Consider the following 13,892-nt stretch of genomic DNA (forward strand, 5'->3'; position numbering starts at 1 on the left):
ACCTCCATCATTTTATGTGTAAAAATTTTCTCTATTTTATTACTAAATCGCTTAAAATAAATATAAATTTAACCTTTAAAAATGTGAATAATCAAGGGGTTTAGCGGATTTTTTATTTTTGTTATTTGGGTGGTTAAATTTGTTTGATTTATTTTTCTGAAAATTTGTCTGATTTGTCATTGCGAGAATTTACGAGCGTGAAATTTGTTTAATCTGTCATTGCGAGATTTTCGTAAGAAAATCGAAGCAATCTACGAGTAAGAATTACCAAAACGCAAATTCCGTGTCATTGCGAACGAGCTTTGCTCGCGTGGCAATCCAGTAAAATTTAGGGAGAATTTCAAAAATTTTATGAATTTAAAATTACGATAAATTTTTCTGTAAATTAAAATTTTTTTTGAATTTCCCTGGATTGCTTCGCTCGTTATACTCGCTCGCAATGACAAAATAAAGTAAATTTTGCTTCGCTTACAATGACGATAAGATTTCGGCGCAGTATTTCAGGGTGACTGTGCCATTGCGAAAAAGCCAAAACCTACATATATTTTTCTAAAACTTTTGGAATTTCGATAGTGCCATCAGCTCGTTGGTAGTTTTCCATCACAGCTATTAGTGTTCTACCCACTGCCAAAGATGAGCCATTTAGCGTATGCACTAACGCATTTTTCTTATTTTCATCTTTATAGCGAATTTTCGCGCGTCTAGCTTGAAAATCACGACAATTTGAAATCGAGCTTATTTCTCTATATTTATTTTGTCCCGGAAGCCAGACTTCAAGATCGATAGTTTTAGCTGCGCTAAATCCTAAATCCCCGCTACAAAGCACCATGTGGCGGTGCGGTAAGCCCAAAGAAGCTAGTAAATCACTAGCGCAAGATACCATTTCATCTAGCATTTTTGCGCTATCTTCTGGCTTTGTAATCGCCACAAGCTCGACCTTTTCGAACTGGTGTTGGCGTATCATACCGCGTGTATCCCGTCCTGCTGAGCCCGCTTCTTTGCGAAAACAGTGGCTGTAACTCGTAAGCTTTATCGGTAAATTCGCGCTTTCGATAATCTCATCGTTGAATAAATTCGTCGCTGTAACTTCGCTAGTAGGTATGAGATAGAGATTTAGTTCGTCGCTATCTACTTTGTAAAGATCGTCTTTGAATTTGGGTAGCTGTCCCGTGCCGTAAAGTATCTCATCGCGCACCAAAAATGGCATATTTACAAGCTCAAAACCACGGCTATTGTTAAAATCTATCATATAATTTATCAGCGCCATATTTAGTTTCGCACCAAGCCCACGAAGTGCGGTAAAACGGCTACCGCTAAGCTTCACGCCACGAGCGAAATCTAGCCAACCAAGGCTCTCGCCAAGTTCAAAATGCTCTTTTGGCGTAAAGTCAAATTGCCTTGGTTCTAGCACGGTTTTTACGCAGACATTTTCGTTTTCATCTGCACCAAATGGGACATCATCATCGATGATATTTGGCACGACGGCTGCCACACTATTTAGCTTTTCTTCGCACTCGACAACCACTGCGCCGAGTTCTGCGATTTTTGCTTTGTTTGCGTCAAGCTCGGCTTTTAGGGCTTTGGCGTCGCCACCATTTCGCGCGATTACGCCCATTTCTTTACTTTTGGCGTTTTGCACGGCTTGCAAATTTTCCAAATTTGTCTTTTTTTCTTTTAACTCATTATAAGCGTCAAGTAGGCTTTTTAGAGTGTCTGAGGGGACTTTTTTGGCGATTAGTTTTTTATTAAATTCGTCAAAATTTGTTTCGATTAGTCGTAAATTTATCATATCTTTCTCCGTGAAATAAAAATTTTTGGATTTTAGCGAAATTTTACTTTAAAAATATAAAGAGCTCAAATTTAAGCGGAATTTTATAATATCTAAAAATTTTTAGTGTTATTTTAAGCTAAATTCTGTAATATTACGAAACCGAAATTTTTCACAAGGAGCGAATATGAAATTTAAAATTTTATCCCTTCTAACCTGCGCCGCAACAGCGTCATTTGCGCACTTTGGCGTGATTTTGGCAGATAGTGATACTATCGAAGACGAAGCCAAAAACAAGCTAAATTTAGTTTATGAATTCACTCACCCTTTCGAGCAAAATCGCATGAATTTAGAAATTCCAAATGTGGCTGAAATTTGGATAAATGGCGAGAAAAAGCCGTTTTTACAAAATTTAAAAGCGCAAAAAGATGGCGAAAACGCTTATTTCACAGCCGAATTTGAGGTCAAAGAACCAGGAATTTATCAGTTTTACTTCGATCCTAAGCCATATTTCGAACCAGCCGAAGAAAAATTTATCCGCCACCAGACAAAAACCATAATCGACGCTTACGGATACGGCGAGGGCTGGGACGAGCCAGTGGGGCTAAAAGCCGAAATCGTGCCACTTACGCGCCCATTTGGACTATATGCGGGCAACTCATTTTGCGGGACAGTATTATACAAAAATGCCCCAGCTAAGGGCGTAGAAGTCGAGGTCGAGCACTACAACAAATCCGCCCTGAAAGCCCCAAGCGAGGACCATATCACGCAGGTTGTAAAGACTAATGCAAACGGAGAATTTTGCTTTACGATGCCCCTATCTGGGCATTGGGGCTTTGCGGCGTTAATAGATGATGACGAAAAAATCACGCACGAGGGCAAGGAATACGGCGTCGAGCTTGGCGCGGTGCTTTGGGTGCAGACCAAAGATTACGAAAAATAGGGCTTTGCGCGTGAAATTTGACAGGAAAATCGGAGCGAAATTTAGTATGAATTTAAGCGAGAAATTTGGCGCAAATTTTACCTATAAATTTAGCTCAAATTTGAGCGAAATTTCATTTAAAATTACGAAATTTAGGACATTAAATGCACATTAGCGAAGGCGTTTTATCAAGCGAAATTTTAATCTCAGGCTGGGCGATAAGTGCGCCCGTGGTGGCGTATCTCGCATACCGCTTAAAAGTGGAGAAAATCCCGCAAGTAGCGTGTATGAGCGCGATTTTTTTCATCGCTTCATTTATCCATTTGCCAGTGGGCGCAAGCTCCGTGCATTTGATTTTGGGCGGATTAATCGGCGCAGTATTGGGTGCTGACGCGATTTTAGCGATATTTGTGGGGCTCATGCTTCAAGGGGTTTTCTTTGGCTTTGGTGGGATTACGATTTTGGGCGTAAATACCGCAATCATCGGCTTTCCAGCCGTTTTGGGCGCAGTGTTTGTGCGTGCGTGGAAAGGCGCTAAAATGCCCGCCACGCCAGCATTTTTCCTAGCAGGAGCGGTGCCGATACTCATCTCGACGCTACTTTTGGATTTAATCCTTTTCGCTAGTGGCAAGGAATTTTACACAATCATCACGCTAATCTCGCTAGAATCGGCAGTTTTGGCGGTTTTGGAGGGGATTATCGCGCTGTTTGCGCTGAAATTTATCGTGCGGGTAAAAAAGGAAATTTTGCTATGAAAAGGCTCATTTTTGCGCTGTTTGCGTTAGCTTTGGCAAATACTGCCCCGGCTCACTCGCTCAAAGCTTTTGCCAGCCAAGACGGGGAAAATGTGCGCATAAAAAGCTTTTTTTACGGCAATTCGCCATGCCAAAACTGCGATGTGAAAATCAGCCAAAACGGCGCAGTATTACTGGAAGCAAAAACCGATAAAACTGGCGTTTTAAGCCTAAATTTGGGCGCTGGGGAATACGAAATCGAAATTTACGGCGGCGCAGGTCATGCGAAAAAAATAAATTTTAAAGTGGAAAATTTAGGTGGAAATTCGCAAAATTTGCAAAGCCAAAATTTAAGCCAAAATTCGAGCGAAATTTCGCAAAATTCGCTTGAACCAAAAAATTCATCAAACCAAAATTTATTAAATTTTGCGCTTAGTTTGGCTATAATTTTCGCGATTTTTGGCGCACTCTACGCCATAAAAAAACGCAAATAAGGATCAAAAATCAAAACTTTTAACCCCTGCCAAAACGCCGCAATTAGCCTACTTTGCTTTGTGATTTATAGCTTTTTTGTGGCACTTGGGGGCAAAATTTATCTTAGCTATTTTTTGCCGGTTTTGGCTCTTTTGGCGTTAAATTTCGCCGATTTTAAAGAGATTTTTAAAAAACTTGCGATTTTAAATATTTTTGTATTTTTTATGATACTAAGCGCGCTAATAGCGCAAAATTCGCACTTTGCACTGCTTGTGTTTTTTCGAGCAAATTTGATTATGCTTTTTGCGATTTTGATTTTTTGGAAGCGGGACGAGTATTTTTTGGCACGCGGGGTGCGAAATTTAGGGCTTGGGGATAAAATTTCATCTATTTTTTATTTTTGCGTGAAATTTATCGCATTTTTGCGCGCGGAGTTAGAACGCCAAAAAACCGTGCTTTTGGTGCGTGGATTTAGGGCGAAAAGTTCGATTTTTAGCTACAAAACCTACGCAAACTGCGTCGCGCTACTGATTTTAGGGGCGTTAGGGCGGGCAGAAAATCTGCAAAATGCCCTGATTACGCGCGGATTTAGCGGAAAATTTTTCTTCGCCAAAGAGAAATTTGGCGCACTTGAAATCGGATTTTTATTTTTTGTATTAATTTGCCTTTTTGCAAGGCTTGGAGAGATGATTTGAGCTGTTCGGTAAAACTTAGAAATTTAAGCGCGAAAATGGGTGATAGAGCCCTTTTTGCGGGGCTAAATTTAGATGTCGCGCACAAGGAAAAAATCGTAATCTTGGGCGAAAATGGTCGTGGTAAAACCACGCTTTTGGAGATTTTGTGCGGGTTAAGGGCGCCTAGTGGCGGGGAAATAGAAATTTTTCACGAAAAAATTTCTAGCGTCAAAGAGTTTGCGAAATTTCGCCAAAATATCGGGTTTTTGTTTCAAAACTCCGACGAGCAATTCATCTGCGCCAATGTCTTTGACGATGTCGCATTTGGGCTTAGGGCGCGAAACGAAGCGATAAAAAAGGGGCAAAATAAGGGCGCAAAAAAGGCTAAAATTTTAAAATTTTTCCGTAAAAATTCGGGCAGAAATTTAGAGCAAAATTCCAGCGAAATTTTCACCACGCCACACAATCACCACATAAAACCGCGAAAAATTTTAAGCGAAGACGAGATAAAAATCCAAGTTAATGAGATTTTGCAGCGCTTTGGAATCTCACATTTAAGGGACGCCGTGCCGTATCATCTAAGCGGTGGCGAGAAAAAACTCGTAGCACTTGCTGGGGTGATCGTGTGCGAGCCTGAGATAGTTTTGCTCGATGAGCCCACGACTGGGCTTGATTTTGCTATGCAATCGCGCGTCGCAAAAATCCTAAAAAACCTCGATATTAGCGAGATTATCGTGAGCCATGATGAGAAATTTATAGGTGCCGTGGCGGATAAAATTTACACATTGGGCGAAGAGGGATTATTTAGCGCAAATGGCGAGCCTTGCGGGATTTGAACCACGCGTTTCTACACTGAGAATGTAGCGTCCTGGGCCGCTAGACGAAAAGCTCAAAAAACATGAATTATACTATTTTTTTGCTAAATTTTGCTTTTACTCTAAATAAAATTAAAAATTTCGGCAAATTTAAAGGCGAAATTTGCCGAAATTTAGCTATTTGCTGTGTAGTTGCGTCTCTACGATCTCTTTTTTGCAAGTTTGCAAATCTACCCTATAAAGAAACGCCGTGTAAATCGGCGCATAGGTATATCCATTGAAAACAGTGCCATTTTCTTTTAAACCATATTTGAAACATAAAGTCTCTCCAACTTTTGCCACGATTGTTTCGCCCCACTCAGGGATACCAACATAAATTTTTGTTTGTATATTTGCAGGAATTTCGACTTTTGCATACGCCCCGTTGCTTATCGTGCCGATTTCTTTCGCGCCATCTCCATTATCATAATAAGCCGTAGTGCGCACCAACGCCCCCATGGCACTCGTTTGTCTATAAACATAAACTATGGCATTATTATTTTGAGGTTCGACAAAATGCTCAAATTTCGCGCCTTTTGCGCCACAACCACTCAAAAAAATCGCAAAAATTATAGAAAATAAACAAATTTTCTTAGACATTTAAATCCTTATCACAAAAAATATTCGCAAAATATTAAAAACTCAAAACCTTACCACTAAAATTGCTAAATTTCAAAATTCAAAGCCCTTTTAATCGCCAAAATTTCATTTATATTTTTTTCTAATTCGTCCAAATTTAGCATATTTGGCCCATCGCACAAGGCTTCGCACGGATTTAGGTGCGTTTCGTAGAAAAACCCATCGACCCCCACGCTAGCAGCTGCGCGCGCTAGATATGGCACAAATCTCGCGTCTCCGCCACTTGTCGCACCATTTGCGCTTGGCATTTGCACGCTGTGTGTCGCGTCGAAAATCACAGGCGCGAATTCACGCATTATCGGGAAACTTCGCATATCCACGACCAAATTTCCGTATCCAAATGTGCTTCCCCTCTCGCACAGCCACACGCCGTTTTCTTTGGCAGCATCGTAACCTGCGCTTTTTACGCCACGCGTTTCAAGGACTTTTTTCACGCTGTGATTCATCGCCTGCGGTGCGAGAAACTGCCCCTTTTTGATATTTACTACCGCTTTTGTTTTAGCAGCGGCTACGAGCAAATCAGTCTGGCGGCACAAAAACGCCGGGATTTGCAACGCATCAGCCACTTCTGCCACAGGCGCAGCTTGGGTGCTTTCGTGGATATCGGTTAGGATTTTAAATCCAAATTTTTCCTTCACTTCGGCTAGTATTTCGCAACCCTTTTTAAGCCCTGGACCGCGGAAGCTTGCAATACTCGTGCGATTTGCCTTATCAAAACTGCTTTTAAAATAAAAATCGATCCCGTCCATTTCGTGAAATTTGCGAAGCTTCTCAGCCACTGCGAAAATTAGCTCTTTGCTTTCGATGACGCAAGGTCCTGCGATTAAAATCATTTTCTATCCTTTGTTTAAATTTCGGCTATTTTAACCAAATTTAATTAATAATTAATCTTAATACGGCTTGCCAAACATCTTCTCGTAATGCTCGTAAAATCGCTTGTAGTAGGGGTTGGAGTAGCGTTTGCGCATGCCGTAATTATAGCACTCGATTGTGTCTTTTATATTTTTGTTTTTGGCGTTCCAGCATTTGCGCAGGATTTTGGCGCATTTTGTGAGATTATAAACGGGGTTGAAGATATAATCAATCTCGCTTTTGTCGAAATTTACGGCGTTTAGCTGCCCAAGTCCCACATCGATAGGAAAGCCGTCCTCGTAGAGTTCTTTTGCGATTTGGATTGCGTAGGCTTCGTTTATGGGGTGGATCGCCACGACCCATTTGGAGCGATTTAGACTGTAATTACTCGTGCGAATTCGCGCATTTGGACTGCTTAGGGTGGCGAAATAATCGGCGTTTGCTTTATTTGTGAGAAATGAAATCGCAAAGGGGTTAAAATCGCTTTCGATTTTTACGATTGTGTATAAAATTTCGGGTTTGACACCCTCGTTTGTGGCGACATACGCGACAGAATTTGTAATATCTGCGTGCGAATACCCAAACAATCGCAATGAAAAAAATAAAATCAGTATAAAATTTCTCATAACTCTTTCTTATTAAATTTAGCTTTGCGTGAGTATAGCAAAAAATTCGATTTTTTTCTCCAATTTAAGCGAAATTTAATATCAATCGATATATAATCACACTTCATTTTTAATAAATGGTCGCTTAGCTCAGTTGGTAGAGCGCCACCCTTACAAGGTGGATGTCATAAGTTCGAGTCTTATAGCGACCACCACTTGTGCGATGGTAGTTCAGCTGGTTAGAATGCCGCCCTGTCACGGCGGAGGTCGTGGGTTCGAGCCCCATCCATCGCGCCACTTACTTTACAATCCGTGTCTTGCTAGCTCAGTCGGTAGAGCATCTCACTTTTAATGAGGGGGCCGTTGGTTCGAATCCAACGCAGGACACCACTTTTTCTAAATCGTTTTAATTTTTCTAAATACAAAGCTTATAAAGATTTCTGTAATTTTCTTTGTTGTTTATGGCTTTTCAAGGGCGTTTAAATCGTGCATAAAGTCTTTGCCTGTGCTATTTCTAGCGTCTAGGGTGTTTTTTATGTTTTGTGTGCGCTCTATTTTGGCTATATCATTAATGGTATTATTGACTAATTTTCCTTGTTGTGGTAAAACCGCGCCTGGTTTGAAGTTGAGAGGGTCTCGATAGGCGTTCGCCCAATAAGACCTATATCTGAGGTAGCTTCTAACTTATGATTTATGTTAGTCTCTCCCCACAACTTATTATAATAAACTACATTTCCATCTGGCATATCGCTTATGATTTCCCTTGATTTTTTTTCATCTATATCAAAAAGTTTTTTGCCTTTGCTATGTTTGGTAAATTTTGTGCTAGATTATCTGTTTGGTTTTTAAAAAAGGCTTTTGTCCCAGCTTGGATAAACCTATTTCCAGCTAGTCCAGTTCCTGCGCCTATGAGTGCGCCACGAAGTCTATTTTCGCTATCTTGCGAAGCACCTATTAGCGCACCTGTTCCACTTGTGGCTATGTGCGAAGCTACATTTGGAGTTATTAAGCCGTTTCTTAGGAATTGTTTTGCGTTTTGGTCGAGGATTGCATTTTCGCCCTTTTCAACTCCCCTAGATAACGCTTGTGATAACCCCCTAGCATAGGCTTCCCGCATTGCATTTTCATTTTGCTTAGTTGATAGTTCGCCACTAATTCTCTCACCAAAAACGCCAAAGCTACGGTTACCGCCCCTGTTATAAATGCCATTATTTAACTCCTCTATTTATCTATTATAGCCATTTTGATTTAATAAATTCCTAACTTCCCGCTATTTAGAGGGTTTCCGCTAAAATCAATTATCCTTACGCCTTGCCCGTTAGGGTCTGGGATTAATCCATAGCCTTTATCGCCAAGTGCCTTATTAAGACTGCTTATCCCCTCATAAAAGCCGTCTTTTACGCCTGTGTCTTAAAACATACAAAAATACGCTAGATTAATAAATTTAAAGCAAATTTTTGATAAAATATATCGTTATTGAAATTTAAAAAATCCCGTAAAAAGGATATTTATGCAAAATAAAATCGCAAATACGCTATTTATTCCATTAATCGCAAGAATTCATGCAAGTAAAAATTTCAAGCAGTATTTTTACGATGAGACGGCGATGAAATTTGAAGATAAAATCCCGCAAAAATTCTTAAAAATTTCATCTGAATATGAGTCTTTGGCTTCTGCGGCAAGATATTATGAAACCGACATTATGATAAAGGATTTCATTGCCACACACGACGTTTGCAATGTCGTAAATTTGGGCTGTGGCTTGGAGACTTTGGCGTTTCGTTTTAGCAAAAATGAGGCGAAATTTTACAGCGTTGATTTGGCAGAAGTTATCGAATTTAGGCAAAATTTGCTACCACAAAATGATAATGAAACTCTGATTTCATGCGATTTGTTTGATATGAAATGGAGCGAAAATTTAGATAAAAGCTTGCCTACGATTTTTGTCGCAAATGGCGTTTTTATGTATTTTACCGAGAAAAAAATATTAAATTTAATCGCAAATTTAAAGGCAAATTTTAAAAATTCCGAACTGATTTTTGACGCTACGACAAAATTTGGCATAAGATGCGCGAATTTTTATGTTGGGCGCTTTGGCAAAGATATGGCTAAAATGGAGTTTTTCGTGCAAAACAGGGGCGAATTTGCTAGTAAGTGCGAGTGTGAAATTTTAAGCAAAACGCCGTTTTTCACCACTGCACGAAAAATGCTAAAAAATAAAACAAAACTCTCCACTCGCCTTACAATGGCGTTTGTGGATAAATTCGACCTAGCGTTTATTTTGAGATTAAATTTACGAAAAAAATAAAAAGACGGGCAAAACGCCCGTCAAATTAAAAATTATTCCCACTCGATAGTTGCAGGCGGTTTGGACGAAATATCATAAACTACTCTATTTATGCCTTCTACTTCGTTTATAATGCGGCGTGAGCAGTTTTCTAGCAGGTCGTAAGGAAGACGCGAAAAACTAGCCGTCATGCCGTCACTTGCATCTACTACGCGGATACAAACTGCATTTTCATAAGTGCGGTTATCGCCCATGACGCCGACACTTCGGACATTTAATAACACACAAAATGCCTGCCAAGTTTTATCATACCAACCACTCGATTTTAGCTCTTCTCTTAAAATCACATCTGCTTTGCGGAGTAGCTCTAAATTTGGCGTATTTACTTCGCCCATAATGCGAATAGCAAGGCCAGGCCCCGGGAAAGGGTGACGGAAAACGACATCTCTTGAAAGTCCTAGTTCAAGTCCTAGCTGCCTAACTTCGTCTTTGAAAATTTCACGCAATGGCTCGATTAGCTCAAATTTCATCCAATCCGGAAGTCCTCCTACATTGTGATGGCTTTTTATCGTCTTGCTTGCTCCGCTTGGAGAGCTTTCGATCACATCGGTATAAAGTGTGCCTTGTGCTAGATATTTTACATTTTCAAATTTTTTGGCTTCTCTATCAAAAACTTCGATAAAAGTCTCGCCGATGATTTTGCGTTTTTTCTCAGGCTCAGTTACGCCTTTTAAGCGACTTAGGAAAAGCTCGCTCGCATCGACGCTGATTAAATTTACGCCAAGTTTGAGCTTAAACATCTCTTCGACTTGCCTTGCTTCGTTTGTGCGAAGTAGTCCGTTATCTACAAAAACTACGATTAGATTCTCTGGCACTGCGTGAGCAAGGAGAGCTGCCACCACGGAGCTATCTACGCCGCCGCTTACCGCACAAAGGACTTTGTCATTGCCTACTTTTGCTTTTATTTTTGCGATTTGCTCTTTTGCGAAGCTTCCCATATTCCAAGTGCTACTTAACCCGCAAATCTCTTTTGCAAAATTCTTTAAAATTTGATCTCCAAACTCGCTGTGTTGCACCTCTGGGTGGAATTGCAATGCATAAATTTTCTTCGCGTCATTGCCAAACACGCACCACTCGCTCTCGTCCGAACACGCCAAAACCTCGAAATCCTCTGGCAGGCTAGCGACCTTGTCCGAGTGGCTCATCCACACGGTCGAGTTATCGCTCACGCCGTTAAAAAGCTTGTTTGAACGAAGTAGTTTTAGGCTTGCTTTGCCGAATTCTTTTTTCGCTGCTGGCACGACAGAGGCGCCGAAATGCTGCGCGATTAGCTGCATACCGTAGCAAATCCCAAGTATCGGCAAACCTAAATCAAAAATTTTCTCATCGCAAAAATAAGCGTCCTTCGCATACACGCTCGCTGGCCCACCGCTTAAAATCAAGCCTTTGGGGTTTTTCGCCAAAATTTGCTCGATTGAGGCGTCAAATGGTATGAGTTCTGTATAAACACCTTGTTCGCGAAGCCTACGCGCGATAAGTTGCGTGTATTGCGAACCAAAATCCAAAACTAAAATGTCAGCTGTTTGCATATTTTCCCTTCATTAAAATTTCACTGATTATAACTAAATTTAGCCATTATTTGGTTACCTTGCTCGAATTTGAGTCTGCGCTATAAAACGGATCGGCTTTGTATCCGCACCCACTAAGCAAACCTAAAATAAAAAATGCTAAAATCAACTTATGGAAACTAAAAGTATTAAACAAATCATTGCACATGTGAAAAATAGTCCTTTATACGCCAAATTTCGTGCCAGAGAGAGTTTTATTAAAATTTTGCCCAAAAACTGGCAAAAAATCATAGCCTTTATCTACACCAAAAATGACATTTTGATGATAGCTGTGAAGCACCCAGCAGGACTTCAAGAGCTAAAACGAGATAGTAGTATAAAACTGATAAAAGATATATTAAAAATATTTGCCAGCGTGCATAAATTTGGCGAATTTCACCCTGATATGGATGTGAAAATTTTCGTCGCTACCAAAACAATGAGCAAAAAGCGCAAGCAAGAACTCGCCCAAAAAAAGGCAAGTAGTAGCGATGTGCGCGTGGCAGAAAAATCACAAGGCAAATTCACAAACAATATCAAAGATGAAAAAATTCATAAAATTTTTGAAGAAATAAGAGAGATTATCATTGCTAATCGACGAAATCAAATCCCTGCCCGCTAATCCCGGCATTTATCAGTATTTCGGCGCAGACGGGAAATTGCTCTATGTGGGCAAGGCAAAGGTGCTAAAAAACCGCGTCAAAAGCTATTTTAGCTTCACTCCCACACTCGCTCCAAGCCCGCGCCTTGGCGCTCGAATCGCAAAAATGATAAGCGAAGCTGTGCATTTAGAATACATCATCACCCCAAGCGAGAGCGACGCGCTGATTTTGGAAAATTCCTTTATCAAACAGCTTAAACCTAAGTATAATATCCTTTTGCGCGACGATAAAACATACCCTTATATCTATATAAATTTAAACGACGAATTTCCGCGCTTTGAAATCACGCGCAAGGTGATAAAGGGGGCAAATATTCGCTATTTTGGTCCGTATTTTCACGGCGCAAAGGAAATTTTAGAGACGCTTTATATGAAATTTCCGCTCGTGCAGAAAAAAAACTGTATCAAAGACAAAAAAGCCTGCCTGTTTGCTCAGATTGGCCGCTGCAAAGCCCCGTGCGAGGGCAAAATTTCAAGTAGCGAATATAAAAAAATAGTCGAAGAGGCGTTAAATTCGCTCAAAAATCCGCAAAAAATGGTGCCGTATCTAAGCTTGCTAATGCTTAAATTTGCCGAAAATGAAAATTTCGAAGAAGCTGCCGACATGCGCGATAAAATTGAAATTTTAAAGCAAATGAATATCAAAGTCGAGGTGGATTTAGCAAGGCTAGATGATTTTGAAGTATTTGCGATTGCTGGGGAGGCAAATTTGATTTGTGCCGTGCATTTTAGCGTGAGAGAGGGCAAAATTTCAGCCTCGAACTATCACATTTCTCACCTAAAAAACGCAAACGATGACGACGCAAAAAACGGCTACAAACAGCTCATTTTAAGCGCATTTCCAGGGGGTTCGCCCGTGGCGTGCTCTAAAATTTATTGCTACGCTGAATTTGACGATAAGGCGCTTGTGAGCGAAATTTTAGCCAGCAGGCATGGCAGAAATTTTAGCATTATCGTCCCAAAAATCGGCGAAAAACGCAAAATTTGCGAAATCGCCTACCAAAACTGCCAAATAAACATAAAAAAATATCTCAAAACGCATGATTACGGATTTTTAGCGGAATTGAAAGATTATTTTGGCTTGCAAAATTTGCCTGTAAATATCGAAATTTTTGATAACTCACACATGTTTGGAAGTGCGCCAGTAGGGGCAATGGTCTGCTATAAAGAGGGCGAGTTTTTCAAAGAAAATTATCGCCACAAACACCTAAGCTCAAACAACGACTACGACCAAATGAAGGAATATCTCACCTCGCGTGCGCTTAAATTTGACGAGTTTGGCGCGCCTGATTTGTGGGTGATTGATGGTGGCGAAGTTTTGTTAAATTTAGCTTGCGACATTATTTCAAGCGTGGGAGCAAATGTCGATGTAATCGCGATTTCAAAGGAAAAATTAGGCGCCAAAGCTCACCGCGCCAAGGGATCGGCAAAGGATAAAATTTGCACAAATAGTGGAATTTTTGCACTCCAACCAAACGATAAAAAATTACAATTTTTCCAAAAATTAAGGGACGAGGCACACAGATTTGCGATCTCATTTCATCAAAAAACAAAACGCAAAAATGACTTAAATAGCTCAAAACTCCTAAATTTAGGGCTTACGCAAGGCAAAATCAAAAAACTTTTGGATTTTTACGGAAGTTTTGAAAATATATATTTGGCAAATTTTGATGAAATAAAAAGCTTAATCGGACAAAATTTTGCTGAAAAATTGTTCAAATTCCGCCCATAAAATAGGCAAACAAAGCTACCTTTAAAGATTTTTAGAGTAAAATCCGAGATTAAATCTTTGAAATACAGTTTTCATTTTTCTTT

General features: G+C 40.2%; 15 protein-coding genes and 4 tRNA genes. 12 read left to right on the plus strand and 7 right to left on the minus strand.

All coding sequences use genetic code 11. The annotated features are described in order from the left end of the window. Window positions 1-535: 535 nt before the first annotated feature. Window positions 536-1,789, minus strand: coding sequence for a serine--tRNA ligase (gene serS, locus OFN73_RS02680; RefSeq protein WP_270862122.1), 1,254 nt, complete (start codon window positions 1,787-1,789; stop codon window positions 536-538). Window positions 1,790-1,955: 166 nt separating this feature from the next. Between serS and OFN73_RS02685 the strand changes: the two genes are divergently transcribed. From OFN73_RS02685 to OFN73_RS02710, 6 genes are read left to right on the plus strand one after another with little or no spacing between them, the layout of a single operon-like run. Beyond that, a complete protein-coding gene (locus tag OFN73_RS02685) occupies window positions 1,956-2,711 on the plus strand; it encodes a DUF4198 domain-containing protein (protein WP_270862123.1) in 756 nt (251 codons plus the stop codon). A 10-nt stretch (window positions 2,712-2,721) separates the two neighbouring features. Continuing rightward, window positions 2,722-2,865 carry a hypothetical protein gene (locus OFN73_RS02690; protein WP_270862124.1) on the plus strand — a complete coding sequence of 48 codons (144 nt, stop codon included), beginning with the start codon at window positions 2,722-2,724 and terminating at the stop codon, window positions 2,863-2,865. Then, a complete protein-coding gene (cbiM, locus tag OFN73_RS02695; protein WP_270862125.1) occupies window positions 2,855-3,445 on the plus strand; it encodes a cobalt transporter CbiM in 591 nt (196 codons plus the stop codon). The genes OFN73_RS02690 and cbiM overlap by 11 nt, the downstream gene beginning before the upstream one ends. After that, window positions 3,442-3,918, plus strand: coding sequence for a hypothetical protein (locus OFN73_RS02700; RefSeq protein ID WP_270862126.1), 477 nt, complete (start codon window positions 3,442-3,444; stop codon window positions 3,916-3,918). Before cbiM ends, OFN73_RS02700 begins: the two co-directional genes overlap by 4 nt. Window positions 3,919-3,960: 42 nt before the next feature. After that, on the plus strand, window positions 3,961-4,593 hold the full coding sequence (locus OFN73_RS02705) for an energy-coupling factor transporter transmembrane component T (protein WP_270862235.1): 633 nt from the start codon (window positions 3,961-3,963) through the stop codon (window positions 4,591-4,593). Window positions 4,594-4,628: 35 nt separating this feature from the next. Next, window positions 4,629-5,408 carry an energy-coupling factor ABC transporter ATP-binding protein gene (locus OFN73_RS02710; RefSeq protein WP_270862127.1) on the plus strand — a complete coding sequence of 260 codons (780 nt, stop codon included), beginning with the start codon at window positions 4,629-4,631 and terminating at the stop codon, window positions 5,406-5,408. Here OFN73_RS02710 and OFN73_RS02715 read toward each other — a convergent pair. The 4 genes from OFN73_RS02715 to OFN73_RS02730 form a co-directional block, all read right to left on the minus strand. Next, a tRNA-Glu gene (locus OFN73_RS02715) sits at window positions 5,387-5,463 on the minus strand. The two genes, OFN73_RS02710 and OFN73_RS02715, sit on opposite strands and share 22 nt — an antisense overlap. Before the next feature lie 101 nt (window positions 5,464-5,564). Next, window positions 5,565-6,026: a hypothetical protein gene (locus tag OFN73_RS02720; RefSeq protein WP_270862128.1), complete on the minus strand. Its 462-nt coding sequence runs from the start codon at window positions 6,024-6,026 to the stop codon at window positions 5,565-5,567. 65 nt (window positions 6,027-6,091) lie between these two features. Next, window positions 6,092-6,898, minus strand: coding sequence for a 3-deoxy-8-phosphooctulonate synthase (gene kdsA, locus OFN73_RS02725; RefSeq protein WP_270862129.1), 807 nt, complete (start codon window positions 6,896-6,898; stop codon window positions 6,092-6,094). A 57-nt stretch (window positions 6,899-6,955) separates the two neighbouring features. Then, window positions 6,956-7,543, minus strand: coding sequence for a transglycosylase SLT domain-containing protein (locus OFN73_RS02730; protein ID WP_270862130.1), 588 nt, complete (start codon window positions 7,541-7,543; stop codon window positions 6,956-6,958). 118 nt (window positions 7,544-7,661) lie between these two features. Between OFN73_RS02730 and OFN73_RS02735 the strand changes: the two genes are divergently transcribed. The 3 genes from OFN73_RS02735 (at window position 7,662) to OFN73_RS02745 (ending at window position 7,912) form a co-directional block, all read left to right on the plus strand. Continuing rightward, a tRNA-Val gene (locus OFN73_RS02735) sits at window positions 7,662-7,737 on the plus strand. A 5-nt stretch (window positions 7,738-7,742) separates the two neighbouring features. Further along, a tRNA-Asp gene (locus OFN73_RS02740) sits at window positions 7,743-7,819 on the plus strand. A 17-nt stretch (window positions 7,820-7,836) separates the two neighbouring features. Further along, a tRNA-Lys gene (locus OFN73_RS02745) sits at window positions 7,837-7,912 on the plus strand. A 388-nt stretch (window positions 7,913-8,300) separates the two neighbouring features. Here the strand turns inward: OFN73_RS02745 and OFN73_RS02750 are convergent. Beyond that, entirely contained in the window at window positions 8,301-8,639 is a 339-nt protein-coding gene (locus OFN73_RS02750; protein WP_270862131.1) for a hypothetical protein, read from the minus strand. Window positions 8,640-9,032: 393 nt separating this feature from the next. Here OFN73_RS02750 and OFN73_RS02755 point away from each other — a divergent pair, with 393 nt between their 5' ends. After that, a complete protein-coding gene (locus tag OFN73_RS02755) occupies window positions 9,033-9,830 on the plus strand; it encodes a class I SAM-dependent methyltransferase (RefSeq protein ID WP_270862132.1) in 798 nt (265 codons plus the stop codon). 32 nt (window positions 9,831-9,862) lie between these two features. On the opposite strand, the gene guaA is transcribed toward OFN73_RS02755, so the two are convergent. Further along, on the minus strand, window positions 9,863-11,398 hold the full coding sequence (gene guaA, locus OFN73_RS02760; RefSeq protein ID WP_270862133.1) for a glutamine-hydrolyzing GMP synthase: 1,536 nt from the start codon (window positions 11,396-11,398) through the stop codon (window positions 9,863-9,865). A gap of 151 nt (window positions 11,399-11,549) precedes the next feature. Here guaA and OFN73_RS02765 point away from each other — a divergent pair, with 151 nt between their 5' ends. Then, window positions 11,550-12,038 carry a hypothetical protein gene (locus tag OFN73_RS02765; RefSeq protein ID WP_270862134.1) on the plus strand — a complete coding sequence of 163 codons (489 nt, stop codon included), beginning with the start codon at window positions 11,550-11,552 and terminating at the stop codon, window positions 12,036-12,038. After that, on the plus strand, window positions 12,004-13,809 hold the full coding sequence (gene uvrC, locus OFN73_RS02770) for an excinuclease ABC subunit UvrC (protein WP_270862135.1): 1,806 nt from the start codon (window positions 12,004-12,006) through the stop codon (window positions 13,807-13,809). The genes OFN73_RS02765 and uvrC overlap by 35 nt, the downstream gene beginning before the upstream one ends. The last annotated feature ends 83 nt before the right edge of the window (window positions 13,810-13,892 follow it).

The sequence above is a fragment of the Campylobacter sp. JMF_14 EL1 genome (assembly GCF_027737585.1).
Classification (GTDB): domain Bacteria; phylum Campylobacterota; class Campylobacteria; order Campylobacterales; family Campylobacteraceae; genus Campylobacter_B.